General features: G+C 66.5%; 15 protein-coding genes. 2 read left to right on the top strand and 13 right to left on the bottom strand.

What is annotated here, in order from left to right; genetic code table 11:
• Positions 1–21: 21 nt before the first annotated feature.
• The 11 genes from AC3WJE_RS05440 to asnS form a co-directional block, all read right to left on the bottom strand.
• The gene (locus tag AC3WJE_RS05440; protein WP_493729762.1) at positions 22–708 is read right to left on the bottom strand and encodes a DUF2461 domain-containing protein; all 687 of its coding nucleotides are present in this window, start codon (positions 706–708) and stop codon (positions 22–24) included.
• On the bottom strand, positions 705–2,144 hold the full coding sequence (gene sbcB, locus AC3WJE_RS05435) for an exodeoxyribonuclease I (protein ID WP_493729761.1): 1,440 nt from the start codon (positions 2,142–2,144) through the stop codon (positions 705–707). The genes AC3WJE_RS05440 and sbcB overlap by 4 nt, the downstream gene beginning before the upstream one ends.
• A gap of 156 nt (positions 2,145–2,300) precedes the next feature.
• The gene (locus AC3WJE_RS05430) at positions 2,301–3,668 is read right to left on the bottom strand and encodes an FAD-dependent oxidoreductase (protein WP_493729760.1); all 1,368 of its coding nucleotides are present in this window, start codon (positions 3,666–3,668) and stop codon (positions 2,301–2,303) included.
• Between the two features lie 148 nt (positions 3,669–3,816).
• Positions 3,817–5,091 carry a kynureninase gene (gene kynU / locus AC3WJE_RS05425; RefSeq protein ID WP_493729759.1) on the bottom strand — a complete coding sequence of 425 codons (1,275 nt, stop codon included), beginning with the start codon at positions 5,089–5,091 and terminating at the stop codon, positions 3,817–3,819.
• A 195-nt stretch (positions 5,092–5,286) separates the two neighbouring features.
• The gene (locus AC3WJE_RS05420; protein ID WP_493729758.1) at positions 5,287–5,808 is read right to left on the bottom strand and encodes a 3-hydroxyanthranilate 3,4-dioxygenase; all 522 of its coding nucleotides are present in this window, start codon (positions 5,806–5,808) and stop codon (positions 5,287–5,289) included.
• Between the two features lie 17 nt (positions 5,809–5,825).
• Positions 5,826–6,488, bottom strand: coding sequence for a carbonate dehydratase (can, locus tag AC3WJE_RS05415; protein ID WP_493729757.1), 663 nt, complete (start codon positions 6,486–6,488; stop codon positions 5,826–5,828).
• Positions 6,485–7,168 carry an FMN-binding negative transcriptional regulator gene (locus AC3WJE_RS05410; protein WP_493729756.1) on the bottom strand — a complete coding sequence of 228 codons (684 nt, stop codon included), beginning with the start codon at positions 7,166–7,168 and terminating at the stop codon, positions 6,485–6,487. Before AC3WJE_RS05410 ends, can begins: the two co-directional genes overlap by 4 nt.
• Positions 7,169–7,483 carry a hypothetical protein gene (locus tag AC3WJE_RS05405; RefSeq protein ID WP_493729755.1) on the bottom strand — a complete coding sequence of 105 codons (315 nt, stop codon included), beginning with the start codon at positions 7,481–7,483 and terminating at the stop codon, positions 7,169–7,171.
• Complete coding sequence (locus AC3WJE_RS05400; protein WP_493729754.1) at positions 7,480–7,785, bottom strand: hypothetical protein; 306 nt, start codon at positions 7,783–7,785, stop codon at positions 7,480–7,482. Before AC3WJE_RS05400 ends, AC3WJE_RS05405 begins: the two co-directional genes overlap by 4 nt.
• On the bottom strand, positions 7,782–8,033 hold the full coding sequence (locus tag AC3WJE_RS05395) for a hypothetical protein (RefSeq protein ID WP_493729753.1): 252 nt from the start codon (positions 8,031–8,033) through the stop codon (positions 7,782–7,784). Before AC3WJE_RS05395 ends, AC3WJE_RS05400 begins: the two co-directional genes overlap by 4 nt.
• A gap of 1 nt (position 8,034) precedes the next feature.
• Positions 8,035–9,435: an asparagine--tRNA ligase gene (asnS, locus tag AC3WJE_RS05390; RefSeq protein ID WP_493729752.1), complete on the bottom strand. Its 1,401-nt coding sequence runs from the start codon at positions 9,433–9,435 to the stop codon at positions 8,035–8,037.
• A gap of 244 nt (positions 9,436–9,679) precedes the next feature.
• Between asnS and AC3WJE_RS05385 the strand changes: the two genes are divergently transcribed.
• Together AC3WJE_RS05385 and AC3WJE_RS05380 are read left to right on the top strand one after the other, a co-directional pair.
• Positions 9,680–10,018: a HesB/IscA family protein gene (locus AC3WJE_RS05385; protein WP_493729751.1), complete on the top strand. Its 339-nt coding sequence runs from the start codon at positions 9,680–9,682 to the stop codon at positions 10,016–10,018.
• Positions 10,019–10,109: 91 nt separating this feature from the next.
• Complete coding sequence (locus AC3WJE_RS05380) at positions 10,110–11,366, top strand: MFS transporter (RefSeq protein WP_493729750.1); 1,257 nt, start codon at positions 10,110–10,112, stop codon at positions 11,364–11,366.
• Positions 11,367–11,413: 47 nt separating this feature from the next.
• Here AC3WJE_RS05380 and AC3WJE_RS05375 read toward each other — a convergent pair whose 3' ends face one another.
• A complete protein-coding gene (locus AC3WJE_RS05375; protein ID WP_493729749.1) occupies positions 11,414–12,652 on the bottom strand; it encodes a phosphodiester glycosidase family protein in 1,239 nt (412 codons plus the stop codon).
• Positions 12,642–15,296, bottom strand: a complete 2,655-nt coding sequence (locus AC3WJE_RS05370) for a TonB-dependent receptor (protein WP_493729748.1) — start codon at positions 15,294–15,296, stop codon at positions 12,642–12,644. The genes AC3WJE_RS05375 and AC3WJE_RS05370 overlap by 11 nt, the downstream gene beginning before the upstream one ends.
• Between the last annotated feature and the right edge of the window lie 64 nt (positions 15,297–15,360).

Genomic DNA, 15,360 nt, shown 5'->3' with positions numbered 1-15,360 from the left:
TGAGCACCGCTCTGCGAACCCTCAGAACTCCAGATCCAACGCCGCGCACAGGTAGTCGACGAACGGGCCGAGCGTAGCCAGGTCGGCGGCGATGGTCTGGCGCAGGCGCGGGCCGGTCATCGCGGCATCGTCGAGGGTGCGCCACATCACCCAGTTGCGTTGCTTGAGGTCGTCGAGGAACTCGAACTCGGTCGGGAAGCCGCGCGGTGGCCGCACCATCTTTTCTTCTTGGGCCAGTTCGAACTTGCGCAGCAGCTTCGGATCGTGCGCGGCGGCCTTCCAGCTGCCTGGGTTGTCGAAGATGAACTGCCGGATGCGGCGCTGCACCTCCGGCTCGGGGTGCCAGATGCCGGCGCCGACGAAACTCTCGCCCGGCTGCAGGTGCAGGTAGAACGAGGGCGCCGGCACTTCACGGCGGCGTGCGTGGAACAGGCGCGCGCCCTGCCAGTTCTTGTACGGCGATTTGTCGTTGGAGAAGCGCGCATCGCGGTAGATGCGGAACAGCGATCCGCCCTGGCCGCGGGTATCGGCACGGAAGTGCTCGCTGACCTCGGCCAGCGCCGGCTGCAGGTCGGTCAGCAGGCGCAGGAATGGCTGTCGCACGTGGTCCTCGTACTGCGTCTTGTGCGCGGCAAACCAGGTCTTGTCGTTGTGGCGGGCCAGGCCACGCAGGAATTTGAAGCTGGCGTCGGTGAAGTAGGTCGTCATAGCGTGCGCTGCAGGTCATGGCCCCAGGCGGCCAGCTGGTCGAGCAAGGCCTGCTTGGTAGCATCGTTGGGGTTAGCAAGGCGTAGATCGGCGATCTGGGCGTGCAACTGCTCGAAGCTCAGCTCGGACAGGCCGCTCTCGGTCGACAGGCGCTGGCGACGGTAATCGTCCCAGCGCGCCTGCTCCTCGAAGGACAGGGTCTGCGGCCAGTTGCGCGCGCGGTAGCGGAACAGCAGCTCGGGCATGCGTGCGTCGCGGAAGCGTGATGTCAGCGCGGGAAGATCGGTCGGCGCGCTGGCGCGCACCAGCGGCATCAGCCGGCGGTCGCCTTCGGCGAGGAAGCCGTCGTACAGCGAAGCATCCGCGTCGGAGGGCGTGGCGGCGCGCTCGCCGCCATAGACCCGACGCACCTTCTCGGCCAGCTCCGGGCCGACTTCGCGCAGTTGTGCGGCCTTGGCCTCGACGACGGCAGGATCGATCTGCAGTCGTGCGAAATCCGGCGCGCGCAAGTGGTTCCAGGCGACCAGCGCCGGCACCTTGTTGGTGTGCACTTCCTTCAGCGCGATGCGTTGCTCGCCCTCGGGCAGATCGGCGGCCGGCGTGTACAGACGGTCGGCGATCTGTTCCGGCGACATCCGCAGCAATGGTTCGATCTCGCCGTCCAGGTCGAACACGATGACCCGGCTGTCGATGCGCGGGTGCCGTGCCAATGGCAGCACCGGCGCGGCGCACAGGCGCGCGGCCGGATAGCGCTGCGAAATGTGCAGCACCGGGTCGGGGGCGATCACGTCGAGCAGGCTGGACGCGTAGCGCTTGTCGCGCAGTCGCAGCGCGTACTCCCACATCTTCGGCTGATGGCGCTTGAACAGCCGCGCCATGCCGATCGTCGCATAGACGTCGGACAGCGCCTCATGCGCATCGCCTTCGCGCACGCCGTTGGCATCGGCCAGGTGTTCGAGCTTGAACGAGGTGGCACCGTCCTCGCGCTGCGGCCAGACGATGCCGTCCGGGCGCAGTGCATGCAGCAGACGCAGCATGTCGAGCAGATCCCAGCGTGAGTTGCCGCCGCGCCACTCGCGCTCGTAAGGATCATGGAAATTGCGGAACAGGCCATGGCGGACGAACTCGTCGTCGAAGCGCAGCGTGTTGTAGCCGAGCGAGCAGGTCTCCGGCCGCGCCATCAGCTCGACGATGCGTGCGAACGCCTCGGCTTCGTTGATGCCCTCGCGCAGCGCGTGTTGCGGGGTGATGCCGGTGACCAGCGTCGCGTAGGGCGAGGGCAGCAGGTCGTCAGCCGGGCGTACGAAGAAGCTGACCGGTTCCTCGACCACGTTGAGATCGGCATCGGTGCGCACCGCCGCGAACTGCGCGATGCGGGTCCTGCGCGGATCCTGGCCGAAGGTTTCGAGGTCGTAGAACAGGAAGCTGGCGGGCATGGCGGATCGGATCGGGAGGGCCCACCCATTCTACGGCGAGCGCACGTAGGAGCGGCTTCAGCCGCGATGGGGCGTTCCCGTTTGAATCCCAGGACAGGGATGTGGGAAGGCGCTGCATGAACGCCCCATCGCGGCTGAAGCCACTCCTACGACAGCTCAGTGCGCGCCTTCCAGCGGTTCCAGCCGTTCGTGCACCACCCGCGCCAGCACGTCCCAGTCGATCCGCGACAGGTCGGTGTGCCCACGTGTGGCCTCGGCCAGGATCTGGTGCTGGATCTCATCGCGTTCCAGCGCCACCGCATACGGCGTGCGCAGGAACGTCACCATCGTGTAGTGCGGCACGAAACGGGTCGGCCAGCGCGCCTGCAACTCGCGCTCCAACGCGCGCCGCAGCAGGAAGTCGGCATCATCGACCTTGTCGCGCATCTCGATGTAGTTCTCCAGCGCCATGTGCTGGATCGCGCGTGCATTCGGCTTGCGTTCGCGCTCGAACGCGGCGAAGGCCTGCTCGATGTCGGCATGCGCTGACAACGCGTCGGCCAGCGCCACGCAATCCTCGAACGCGCAGTTCATGCCCTGGCCGTGGAACGGCACCATCGCGTGCGCGGCATCGCCGATCAGCGCGGCGCGGCTGCCGAGGTGCCAGCGGTCCAGGTACAGCGTGCCGAGCAGGCCGGGCGGATGTTCCTCCCAGTCCTGCTTCAGGCGCGGGATCAGCGGCAGCGCATCCGGGAACTCGCGCGCGAACAGCGCCTGCGCCTCCTCACCGCTGCGGGTGGTGGCGAAGCTGGGTTCGCCCTCGTTGGGCAGGAACAGGGTGACGGTGAAAGTGCCGCCATCGTTGGGCAGTGCGATGCACATGTAGTGACCGCGCGGCCAGATGTGCAGCGCATTGCGCTCGATCTGGAAACCGTCGCCCTGTGCGGGCGGGATTTCCAGTTCCTTGTAGGAATGATCGAGAAACTCGGTGCGCTCACCGAGCGGGCACTTGCGGTTCATCGCTGCACGCAGCGCCGAACCGGCACCGTCGGCACCGATCAGTGTCTGGAAGTGGATGTCGTGCGGCTGGTCGTCGCGATCGTCGATGAAGCGTGCATGCCCGGCATCGAAATCGACCGTGTGCAGGCGCCGGTAGAAGTGGATCCTGGCGCCGGCCTGTTCGGCCAGTTCCAGCAGCGCCAGATTGAGATCGGCGCGGTGGATCGACCAGATCACCTCGCTGTCATCGCGGCCGTAGCGCTGCAACTGCGGTTCGCCGCCGGCCGGATGCACCATGCGCCCGCGCATCATCACCGCGCGGGCCATCACTGCGTCCTCGGCGCCGGCCTGTCGCAGCGCATGCCGGCCGCGTTCGGCCAGCGCGAGGTTGATCGAACGACCGGATTCGTAGCCTTTGATGCGCGGATCGCCGCGGCGCTCATAGACGGTGATGTCCCAACCGCGTCGCGACAGCAGGATGGCGAGCAGCGAGCCGGCCAGACCGGCGCCGACGAGGGTGAGGGAGCGATGCGTGGTGGTGTTCAATGAAATATCCGGAAAACCAGGAGGACCGCCGTTCTCGTAGGAGCGGCTTCAGCCGCGATGAGGCTTTCATGCAGATCCTTCTGCAACTGCCCGCACATCCGTGCGTGGGGATTCAAACGGGAACGCCTCATCGCGGCTAAAGCCGCTCCTACGAAAGGCGGCTCCAGCTTTCCACTTCCTCGACGAAGCGATGCAGGTCGACAAAGCGGTTGTACATCGGCACCGGCGAGATGCGGATCACGTCCGGCTCGCGCCAGTCGCCGAGTACGCCGGCTGCTTGCAGATGTTCGAACAGCGAGCGTCCGCGCTCGCGCCCGCCGATCACCCGCAGCGACAGCTGACAGCCACGTTGCGCGGGATCGGAAGGCGTGATGATCTGCAGCACCTGCGGCAGACGTGCATGAATCAGTGCTTCCAGCAATCCGGTGAGCTGCTCGGACTTGCCTCGCAGCGCCGGCATGCCGGCCTGATCGAACAGCGTCAACGAGGCACGCAGCGGCGCCAATGCCAGGATCGGCGGATTGCTCAGCTGCCAGCCTTCCGCGCCCGGGGTCGGCACGAACTCCGGTGCCATCCTGAAACGGGTCTGCTTCTCGTGGCCCCACCAGCCGGCGAAACGCGGCAGATCGGCGCGTGCATGGCGCTCGTGCACGAAGCAGCCGGCGACCGCGCCGGGACCGGCATTGAGGTATTTGTAGTGGCACCACACTGCGAAATCGGCGTCGTCCTCGTGCAGCGACAGCGGCAGGTTGCCGACCGCATGTGCCAGATCGAAGCCAACTGCGGCGCCCTGAGCGCGTGCGAGACGCACGATCTGCGCCAGATCGAAGGCTTGGCCGGTGCGGTACTGGATGCCGGGCCACAGCACCAGCGCCAGACGCGGGCCGTGCTCGGCGATGGCGCGCTCGATCGCCGCCATCGAGATCGTGCCATCGCCCTCATCGGCCTCGACTTCGATCAGATCGGTAGCTGGATTGAAGCCATGGAAGCGGATCTGCGATTCCACCGCATGCCGGTCCGACGGGAACGCGCCGGCCTCGATCAGGATCGCCGGGCGCTGCGTGGTCGGGCGATAGAAGCTGACCATCATCAGATGCAGATTGACGCTCAGCGTGTTCATCGCCACCACTTCGACCGGCTTGGCGCCGACCAGGCGCGCCAGCGGCTCGGTGACCAGTTCCTGGTAGGTCAGCCACTGCGCCTGTCCGGTGAAGTGGCCCTCGACCGCGAGCGTGCCCCAATGATCGAGCACTTCCTGCAACAGCGCCTTGGCGCCACGTGGCTGCAGCCCCAGCGAATTGCCGACGAAGTAGGTCTGTTCGCCGTCGCCATGACGCGGGAACAGGAATTCCTCGCGGAACCGGCGCAGCGGGTCGGCGTCGTCGAGGGCGAGGGCATGGGAGCGCGACAGCGTTTCGGTCATGGGCTGGGCGGTGCGGAAACGGGTCCGCAGTGTATCCCTGTGGGAGGGACTTCAGTCCCGACGGGGCTTTCCCGGGAAGGCTTCGTCGGGACTGAAGTCCCTCCCACAACAGCATTCAGCCGGCGGCCACCTGGTAGAGCCGAGCTTGCTCGGCTGAGGCTTTCCCGGTGGCGCTCCAGCCGAGCAGGCTCGGCCCTACGATTGGTAGCGCGCCGGCACCGGATGCACTTCCCCGCAGACACTGCAGGTACGGTGCTCGATCGAGCGATAGAACCGCTCGAACACCGGCGGGAAGTCCGTCTCGATGTTCTTCAGCGGGAAGTATTCCTCGTACAGCTTGTGGTTGCAGTTCTCGCAGAACCACAACAAACCATCCTGCTCATGCGGCAGGCGCTTGCGCTCGATCACCAGCCCGATCGAATCGGGCATGCGCTGCGGCGAATGCGGAACCTTGGGCGGCAGCAGGAAGATCTCGCCGGCGCGGATCGGGATGTCGCGCGCGACGCCATCCTCCTGCACCTTCAGCACCATCTCGCCTTCCAGCTGGTAGAACCACTCGGGGCCTTCGTCGTAGTGATAGTCGCTGCGCGCGTTGGGGCCGCCGACGATCATGATGATGAAGTCGCCCTGCTGGATGCACTTGTTGCCGACCGGCGGCTTGAGCAGATGCCGGTGTTCCTCGATCCAGGCTTGCAGGTTGAGCGGCGAGGGCAGCATGGCGGGGCGCTCCGGGGTCAGCGTTCTTCGTGATCGGCCTGGATGCGCGCCAGCGCGGCCGGGTAGCATTCGGCGAGGTCTTCAGGGCGGCCGACATCCATGCCGAGATCGTGTACCAGGCCATCGCGCAGGCTGTAGACCCAGCCGTGCACCGTCAGCGCCTGGCCGCGACTCCACGCATCCTGCACGACGGTGGTGCCGGCCACGTGCACGACCTGCTCCAGCACGTTGAGCTCGCACAGGCGTGCATGCTGCAACGGCAATCCACCGGCGTGGTGCAGGCAGTCGGCATGCTTGTCGGCGACGTCGGTGACGTGGCGGATCCAGTTGTCGACCAGACCCAGACGTTGCTGGGTCAGGCTGGCGTAGACACCGCCACAGCCGTAGTGGCCGACCACCAGGATGTGCTTGACCTTCAGCACGTCGACCGCGAACTGGATCGTGGACAGGCAGTTCAGATCGGTGTGCACGACCACGTTGGCGACATTGCGGTGGACGAACACCTCGCCCGGTGCCATGTCGATGATCTGGTTGGCGGGCACGCGCGAATCGGAACAGCCGATCCACAGGTATTCGGGTTTCTGCTGCTTGGACAGCCGCGCGAAGAACTCGGGGTCTTCCTTGTTGATCCGTTCGGACCATTCGCGGTTGTTGTCGAGCAGTTGGGTCAGGGAATTCATCGTGTGACTCCAGGGCCGCGAGGTGGCTGGATGGGGGATGAGTCAGCCGCGATATCGCGGTGTAGGCGCCAGCGCTGCATCCAGGCGGCAATCTCGTGCGCATTCTGCGGTGGCTGGCTGCCCAGCGCTGCGATCACCGCATCGACGTTGGCTTCCGGGTGGTTCTGGCTCAGCTTGAGCTTGAGTTCGATCGAGGTTGTCTCGAAACGAAAGCCGACGATGCCGCGCAGCTGGCGCATGTGTTCGGGACGATCGGTCTCGAATTGCCAGTCGCTGCCGACACTCGCCTCGAACGTGTCACTGAGCCGGGTCACCAGGTCCGCCAGCGCGGCTTCCTCGCGGATCGGCTGCAGCCGGCCATGCAGGTGGGCGGTGACGTAGTTCCAGGTCGGTACGCGCGCGGCGGCGTCCTTGTCCGGATACCAGCTGGGAGAAACGTAAGTGTGTGGACCATGCACGATGACCAGCGCTTCGCCTTCGTGGGTGGCCTGCGGATTGGGACGTGCCCAATGGCCTTCCAGCACCACCTTGTCGCCATCGCGCGCATACAGCACCGGCAGATGACTGATCCGTGGCAGCAGTTCCGCGCCGGGCGTGATCAGCGTGACGAACGGATCGCGGGCGACCAGGTGGTCGAGTGCGGCCAGGTCGCTGCCGGCGAAGGCACGGGGCGTGTACATCTAGGCGCGATGTCCCAGCGTGACCGTCATCCGGCCCTGCAGTTCTTCGTCGTTGGTAGCCTGCGGCGGCGCGATCTCGTCCAGCGAGAAGCCGCGTGCGAGCGCGTCTTCCTCGTCCAGGCCCTCGAAGGTGACGAACTCGGCGTCGAACAATGCGGCGCGCGCGCTGTCCTCGCTGTCGTAGGTCAGCAGTTTGCCGTCGCTGTCGAGCACTTCGGCCGTGCCGGCTTCCTTCACTCGCAGCCGCGCCCAGATCAGCAGCCGGCCGAGGCTGGCCAGCCACCACTGGTCGTGTGTGTCATTGAAATCGTTCATTGCATCACCTTGGACAACAGGCCGAGCAGGGCGGCCATACCCAGCCCGGTGAAAATGGTCAGCAGCGCCAGCCACGCTGGCGTGGCCAGCCCGGACAGGCCGCCGTCGCGCTCGCTCCGGTAGCGCCGTGCCAGCAGCCAGTGCAGCGCCGCCGGCTTGAGGAAGGCCCCCGGGCCGAACGCCTCGGCCAGCGCCGGATGGCGGTCGCGGATATGCACCAGCGTCAATGGCCAGAAGATCACGAACGCGCAGAACCCGGCCACCGCGACGCCGACGAAGCACAGTGCGAAGAACAGCGTCATGGATGCATCGCCCCCATCAGGCGTGGTGCGAACGCGCCCAGCAACAACGCGGCGGCGGTGATCCACAGCGGTTTGACCGCGTGGGTCACGGCGACGCGGGCCTCGCTGGTGTCCCACCACGACCCGCCGCCATGGCGCGAGGCCAGCCGCTGCAGCTTCACGAAGCGGGCCATGGCGACCAGCGCCGCCACGATCGCCACCGCATATAGCGCCAGCTGTACTGTCACTGCCAGCTGCAGCGTGCTCACCTCAGAACTCCGCGCTGCCCGGCGCGCGTGGGTAGGGAATCGCGTCGCGGATGTTGGACAGGCCGCAGACGTATACCACCAGGCGCTCGAAGCCCAGGCCGAAGCCGGCCGACGGCACCGCACCGTAGCGCCGGAAGTCGCGGTACCACTGGTAGTGCTCCGGATCCAGGCCGAACTGCGCCATGCGCTTATCCAGCACGTCCAGGCGTTCCTCGCGCTGCGAGCCGCCGATGATTTCGCCGATGCCCGGCGCCAGCACGTCCATCGCCGCGACGGTCTTGCCGTCGTCGTTCAGGCGCATGTAGAACGCCTTGAAATGCTCGGGATAGTTGGTCACCACCACCGGGCGGCCGACGTGTTCCTCGGTCAGCCAGCGCTCGTGCTCGGTCTGCAGGTCCAGGCCCCATTCGACCGGGAAGTCGAACTTCTTGCCGGACTTCTGCAGCAGCGTGATCGCATCGCCGTACTCGATCCGCTCGAACGGCGAGTTGATGAAGTTCTCCAGCTTGCTGATCGCGGTCTTGTCCACGCGCTCGGCGATGAAGGCCAGATCGTCGGCACGTTCCTCCAGCACCGCCTTGAACAGGTACTTGAGGAACTGCTCGGCCACGCGTGCGTCTTCGGCCAGGTCGGCGAAGGCGATCTCCGGCTCGATCATCCAGAACTCGGCCAGATGGCGGGTGGTGTGGCTGTTCTCGGCGCGGAAGGTCGGGCCGAAGGTGTAGACCTTGCTCAGCGCCAGCGCGTAGGCCTCGACGTTGAGCTGGCCGGACACGGTCAGGAAGGTTTCCTTGCCGAAGAAGTCGCGGCTGAAATCCACCTCGCCCTTGTCGGTGCGCGGCAGGTTGGCCAGGTCCAGCGTGGAGACGCGGAACATCTGCCCGGCGCCTTCGGCATCGGAGGTGGTGATGATCGGCGTGGAGATCCACAGGTAGCCGTTCTCGTGGAAGAAACGGTGCACCGCCTGCGACAGGCAGTTGCGGATGCGGGTGACCGCGCCGAACAGGTTGGTGCGCGGGCGCAGGTGCGCCACTTCGCGCAGGAATTCCAGCGAGTGCGGCTTGGGCTGGATCGGATAGGTCTCCGGGTCTTCGACCCAGCCGACCACGTCCAGCGAGCTGGCCTGGATCTCGAAGCTCTGGCCCTGGCCCTGCGAGGCCACGAGTGTGCCGGTGGCGATCACCGAGCAGCCGGCGGTGAGCTTCTTCACTTCCGACTCGTAATTGGGCAGGTCGGCCGGGGCGACCACCTGGATCGCGGCGAAGCAGGAACCGTCGCTGACATTGACGAAGCTCAGGCCCGCCTTGGAATCGCGCCGGGTACGCACCCAGCCACGGACCGTCACTTGGCCGCCGGCCGGGATCTTCCCAGCAAGCGCATGTTCAACGCTGACCACCGTCATGATTGTTCCTTTGCCACGGCAAACCGTCTGTATGGGCCGGGCAGTTTAAAGGGGTAGCGAAGCGGGTGCGAGGTACCTGAATGGCGCAGGGTTGTTCGGCTGGCGTCAATCCCCATCTTTACGGAGGCCCCTGTGGGAGGGGCTTCAGCCCCGACAGGCTTTCGCGGCAAAGCCCGTCGGGGCTGAAGCCCCTCCTACAGGTCCCGCCTCGTATAATCGTCAAGTCAGTCCGGAGTTGGATCGCATGGCCATCACCCTTACCCCCGTCGCCCTCGAACGTGTGCAGCGCTTCGTCCAGCAGACGCCCGGCGCGCTGGGCCTGCGTTTCGGCGTGACCCGCACCGGCTGCTCGGGCTGGGGCCACATCACCGACCTGGCGCGCGAAAAGCGCGAGGATGACGCGGTGTTCGAGCAGGAAGGCGTGCGCATCTACGTGGACGCACAGAGCCTGCCGCTGGTGGATGGCACCTGCATCGACTTCGGCAAGCACGGCCTGAGCGAGACCTTCACCTTCAAGAACCCCAACGCCGCCGCCGAGTGTGGCTGTGGCGAGAGCTTCACGACGGACGCCGAGCACGCCTAGACGTCCTCCGGCAAGTCCGGTGCGCCGGCCATGCAACAAGCTTGAATCATTTCTGCCCCAGGCTTGAGGCTCAGGCCATACGAGGGGGCTCATGCAGGCACAGTTCCGCTACTACCTGGCCGCGCATGGCGGGAAAAGTCTGGTCTGGCATGCCTATGACCTGTTCTTTGCCTATTTCCTGACCCATTGGCTGCGGTTGCCGCCACCGACCATGGGCGCGGTGGCGATGGCGCTGATGGTGTTCGGTGCGCTGTCGGATCTGGCGGCGGGGCTGTGGATCGGCCGTGGGCCGGATACGGTTGCGCGGCTGGCCCGCTTGCAGTGGTGGGGGGCGTTGCTCTCGGTGGTTGCCTTCATGGCACTGTTTTCGGTCTTCGATGTGTTGCCGCCCTTGCTCCACGCGTTATGCCTGGGGCTGCTGTTCCAGCTCTGCTACAAGCTCTACGACCTGCCGCAGAACGCGCTCACCTCGGTGCTTTCGCACAATGAGGCTGAGGTGTTGCAGCTTTCCTCCGGACGTTACCTGCTCAGCGCGGCGGCGCGGGTCGCCGTGACCGGCATCGCCTACGTCTGGCTGGATGAACGCATGACGACGGACATGGGTCTGGCAGCGTTCGTGGCACTGGTATGCCTGCCGGCACTGCTGTCGTCCTGGCTGCTCGTGCGGCGGGTGAGGCGGCGGTCGGAGGAGTCTGCCGATGTGCGACCGGGGCGATCGGAAGATGAGCCCTGGCCGGGATTGCGGATGCGTTTCCCGCCACGCTTTTTCTGGTTGTTGTTGGCGGCATTGGTCAACGCCGGCACGGTGTCGGTCGTGGGCCGGATGCTCCCGTATCTGGGGGCGCGTTCGCACGCGCTGATCGCGTTCTCGCTGGGAACGCTGCTGTTCCTGCCGGTGTTCTGGCGGGTGGTATCGCGATCGGGGGAGTACGTGGCGTTCCTGCTGGCGGTAGGGCTGTCGGCGGGCGCCTGTCTGGGCTTGGCCGGAGCCTTCAGGGCTCCCGGTGACGCAGGCGATATGTGGCTGGATGTTTTTGCCTTCCTCTACGGCGGTGGTGCATTCGGCAGCGGCATGCTGCTCTGGGGCGCGGCCGCGAACCTGATCCATGGGCACAACGACGCCATGGGGCGGCGCTCGGACACGTTGAACTACAGCGTCTTCACCCTGATGACCAAGCTGGGGATCGCGCTGTCGCTGGTTGCGCTGGGCCATGTCCTGGGGCCGGAGGTACTGCTGCCCGGCGCTGATTACGCCGGGGCGCTGGACCAGGCCGCGTGGCTGGGCGTGGCGGGGGCTGCGATCAGTGCGGTCGCAATCTGGCCGGCGATGGGGAGCCGCACTGGCTGATCCGGCCCGCGGGCCGGACCGGATCAAGCCGCCATCGGCAGGCGCTTTCAGGGCGTACCGTCGATGCGCACGCCCAACTGGTTGGCCACCGCGCGTTCGCGGCCTGGAATGCCGGTGTGGATCGGGGTGTTGAGTGTGCGTACCCGACCATCCACCCGCGCCGCCAGCGTGCCGGAACCGCCGCCGTCGAGATTCATCGCCGCATCGGCGCCGAGCTGCTCGAACACCGCAGTCAGCGCATCCAGGCTCATCCCCTCGCTGTAGCCGGGCTGGCGGCCGTCGGCGACCACCATCCACAACCGGTGCCGTGCACGATCCAGACCGATCGCACTGCGCGGCTCGGGCTTGTCGTAATACTCCTTGCGGCTGGCCTCGCGTGGTTGGCGTTGCCCGCCGAGCAGCAACAGCGGCCCGGCACCTACGCCCAGGCGCGTGCCGCGCGGGCAGGTGCCATGCACGATCGCGGCGCGGCCGCGCGCATCGACGCAGAACGCGGCATCGACACGGCGATCCTCGGTGCGGGCGTCGGAATCGATGCGCCCGTCGGTGATCGCCAGACCCTCGGCGGTGACGCCTTGTCCCAGAGCGGGCACGAACGGCTTGTCGAGCAGGTGGCCGCCGTCGAACGGCAGGAAGTAGTCCGTGTTGATCGCCAGCACCAGGCCGTGTTCGCGCACGAACGCGGTGGTCGGCGTGGCGATGAACTCAGCGCCGCCGCTGCGGTCGCCGGGCGTGCCGACCAGATGCAGGCCTGGCGTGTCCAGATCGATCTCGGCGATGTGGAGCAGCACCGGCGTCGGTCCGTCCGCGCGCTGGTGCCAGTAGCGCACGCCCGGTGCTAGCGTGATCGGCTCACTGGCGCCCTGCGGTCGTTGCAGCAGCGGTTCGACGACGACGCGGGCACGTGCCTGCGCCGCGTCCAGTGCCGCCAGCACCGCATCGATGCGGGCAGCAGGTGTGCGCAGCAACAGGTGTCGCTGCGGCGCAGCCAGCAGCACCTCGCTCAGGGACGCGCAGCGCGCCGCGCCACAGTCCTCATCGATGCCAACCCGCGCGGGGCCGGTTTCGTCGTCGATCACCCGCAACGCCAGGCGGTTGCCGTCGGCCGGGGCACAGGTCCGTACCGCGGCAAGCACGTCGTCGGGCCAGCGGCCCCAGCAGTCACCGCTCACCACGGTCTCGATCGGGATGAAACCCGGCGCCGGCGGCGATGTCTCCGCGATGGCGGGTGACACCGCCAGCAACAGGCCGGCAAGGGCCGCGGGCCAGGTGAATTCAGAACGCATAGTCCACTCCCAGGTAGTAAGCACGGCCGTTGTCGAGCTGCTCGCGCAGCAGTTCCTGATCCAGACCGGCGACGCGGGTCAGGCGAGCGTTGCTCAGGTTCTTGCCCTGCACGGTCAGGCGCAGGTGCGGGTTGAAGCGCCAGGCCAGCTGCGCGTCGTAGGTGGTGATCGCGTCGTAGTAGCGGTCATTGACGCGGTTGTCGGTGGCCGCCGAGATCAACTGCTTGCCGGTGTAGTTGGCGCTGACGCGCGCGCTGAACGGACCCAGGTCATAGAGCACCGAGGCATTGGCGCTGCGCTTGGGCGATTCCAGCAGCGCGGGCAGGGTGCGCAGGCTGCCGTCGGCCATCTGGATGTTGCTGGTCTGTGCGTCGAGCAGGGTCAGGTTGGCGGACGCACCCAGGTGCGACCAGGCGCCCGGCAGGAAGTCGAAACGGGTATCGATCGCGGTGAACTCCACGCCGTTCACGCGTGCGTCGCCGGCATTGACCGCCTGGGTGGTGGTGACCTGGTAGGTGCCGGTCAGGCCCTCGGGGTTGGTCTGGAAGTCGGTGCTGGTCAGGCGCACGATCTCGTTGGCGATGCGCTTGTGGAACAGCGCCACCGACAGCTGCGCATCGCGATCCGGATACCACTCCAGCGACAGGTCGAAGTTGTCGGAGCGGCGCGGGCTCAGTTCCGGATTGGCGATGCTGCGGGTGATCGTCATGCCCGCGGTGTTGACGGTCGGCGTGCTGTTCTGGCCGATGTCGCCATAGGTGGGCAGGCCGAGGGTACGGCTGCCGGCCAGGCGCAGCTTCAGTGCCGGCGTTACGTCCCAGGCGAAATTCGCTGACGGCAGCAGGTAGCGGTTGTCGCTGTCGCTCTGCTGCTGCACGTAGTTGGTGGTGCTGGTCAGCGGTTGCGGCACGGGACTGGTCACGCTCCGCTGCAGGAATTCGTTGCGCAGGCCGAACGTGGCCTGGGTGCGTTCGCCATGCCAGGTGCCCATCAGATAGGCGGCGCCGTCGCGTTCGTCGATGTGGAAATCGCTGATCGTGCTGTTGCGGGTGTTGGTCGAGGCCAATGCGTAGGCCGAAGGATGTGCGGCGAAGTAGGCGGCGACCTTGGCCGGATCGATCAGCAGCAGGCAACTGAAGTCGGCATACGGGCAGACCCGGGCGTCGTCGCTGCCGATCTGGTCGAGGGTGACCCTGCCGGTGGGGTTGTAGCGCACCTCGTCGAGGTCGTAGCGCTGGCCGAGGTCGCGGTACTGCAGGCCGGTGCGCAGGCCCCAGCCGGTGGCATCCGCATCGGCGTTCTGGCTGTAGTCGAGCTTGATCGTGGTGGTGTCGGTGCTGCTGCGCTCGACCCGGTTGAAGAAGTAGGACTGCTGGTAGTTGCCGGGATCGGTGTAGTAGGCCGGATTGGTGAGCGCGATGCCCGGACGACTATCGCCGACGCCGCTGTAGGCAAAGCCGAGTTGCGACGAGGCGGCGCTGGTGAACACGTCCTCGCGGGTGTCCTGGCGATAGCTGCCACGGGCGCGGTTGATCACCATGTCCAGGCGGCCTTCGTCGTTGGGCCGGTAGCTGCCGCCGAGCTGGGCGTAGCGCAGCTGCCGGGTCTGGTAGAACGCGTCCGCATCGACCTGGGCGGTGCCTTGCGCGTAGCGGCCGTCGTCCTGGTCGGTAACCGTTGCGTTGCCGCTGCGGTTGATGAACTGCGAGCGGCGCTGCTCGTCATTGGTGTGCTCGAACGTGCCGGCGCTGAGGGCGAGTTTGAGGCTGTCGCCATCGTCGTATTCGAGCTTGCCGAACAGGCTGCGGCGCTGGCGCACGTTGTCGTAGGTCAGTGCGCGGAAGCGATCCGGCGCCACCGCCATGCCGGTGGTGTCCGTGCCCGGCGTCAGGGTCTGGCGAACACCGTTCTGGTAATAGCTGTAGCTGTCGATCGCGGTATCCAGCGACGAGGAATCGCGACGGAAGTAGTCGGCCGAGAGCACCACGCCGAAATGGTTGTCCGCACCGAAGGTATTGCTGAAGATGCCCTGCACCTGCCCGGAGGGACCGGAACTCTGCAATTGGCGGCGGTTCTCCCAGTCGGCGACGTTGGCACGCACGCTGGCGAACGGTCCGGGATGATCGAAGGCACTGCGGGTATGCAGCGAGGCAATGCCGCCGATCGCATTGCTGTCCATGTCGGCGTTGAAGGTCTTGTAGACATCCGCCTGCTGCACCAGCGAAGCCGGGATCACGTCCAGCGACTGGATCCGCCGGCTGGTTTCGGTGGAGGGCAGGGCGACGCCGTCGATCAGCACGCTGTTGTAGTCGGGGTTGAAGCCACGCAGGCTCATGAACTGCGCTTCGCCGCGTCCGTTGTTGATGATCATCGACACGCCGGGCACGCGTTGCAGCGCCTCGCCCAGGCCGAAGTCGGGGATCGAGCCGATATCGTCGGCAGCCACACCGTCGGAGACCACGCCGGCTTCGCGCTTGGCGGCGATCGCCTGGCGGATCGACAGGTTCTGGCCACTGACCTGGACCGCGTCCAGTTCGGTCGGCGCGGGGGCTTGCTGGGCCTGCGCGGCAAGCGCCGTGCCGAGGCCGAGAGCCAGTAGCGAAAGGCGCGCCGTGATACGCGGGCGGGGAGGGGCGGTGGGCATGAGGAGCCTGTGAGGGGTGGATGACATGCCGTGTAAATTAATAACTAAGTGTGACTTAATTATT

Source organism: Pseudomonas sp. GW821-FHT07E12 (genome assembly GCF_058986605.1).
Note: the sequence above shows the minus strand (reverse complement) of the source record. Positions and strands in the feature narration are given on the sequence as shown.

Bases quoted from the DNA above. Each gene is read 5' to 3' on its own strand.
- AC3WJE_RS05370 (WP_493729748.1), bottom strand. From the start codon at position 15,296: ATGCCCACCGCCCCTCCCCGCCCGCGTATCACGGCGCGCCTTTCGCTA.
- AC3WJE_RS05410 (WP_493729756.1), bottom strand. From the start codon at position 7,168: ATGTACACGCCCCGTGCCTTCGCCGGCAGCGACCTGGCCGCACTCGAC.
- sbcB (WP_493729761.1), bottom strand. From the start codon at position 2,144: ATGCCCGCCAGCTTCCTGTTCTACGACCTCGAAACCTTCGGCCAGGAT.
- AC3WJE_RS05440 (WP_493729762.1), bottom strand. From the start codon at position 708: ATGACGACCTACTTCACCGACGCCAGCTTCAAATTCCTGCGTGGCCTG.
- AC3WJE_RS05405 (WP_493729755.1), bottom strand. From the start codon at position 7,483: ATGAACGATTTCAATGACACACACGACCAGTGGTGGCTGGCCAGCCTC.
- AC3WJE_RS05400 (WP_493729754.1), bottom strand. From the start codon at position 7,785: ATGACGCTGTTCTTCGCACTGTGCTTCGTCGGCGTCGCGGTGGCCGGG.
- AC3WJE_RS05375 (WP_493729749.1), bottom strand. From the start codon at position 12,652: ATGCGTTCTGAATTCACCTGGCCCGCGGCCCTTGCCGGCCTGTTGCTG.
- can (WP_493729757.1), bottom strand. From the start codon at position 6,488: ATGAATTCCCTGACCCAACTGCTCGACAACAACCGCGAATGGTCCGAA.
- kynU (WP_493729759.1), bottom strand. From the start codon at position 5,091: ATGACCGAAACGCTGTCGCGCTCCCATGCCCTCGCCCTCGACGACGCC.
- AC3WJE_RS05380 (WP_493729750.1), top strand. From the start codon at position 10,110: ATGCAGGCACAGTTCCGCTACTACCTGGCCGCGCATGGCGGGAAAAGT.
- asnS (WP_493729752.1), bottom strand. From the start codon at position 9,435: ATGACGGTGGTCAGCGTTGAACATGCGCTTGCTGGGAAGATCCCGGCC.
- AC3WJE_RS05385 (WP_493729751.1), top strand. From the start codon at position 9,680: ATGGCCATCACCCTTACCCCCGTCGCCCTCGAACGTGTGCAGCGCTTC.
- AC3WJE_RS05420 (WP_493729758.1), bottom strand. From the start codon at position 5,808: ATGCTGCCCTCGCCGCTCAACCTGCAAGCCTGGATCGAGGAACACCGG.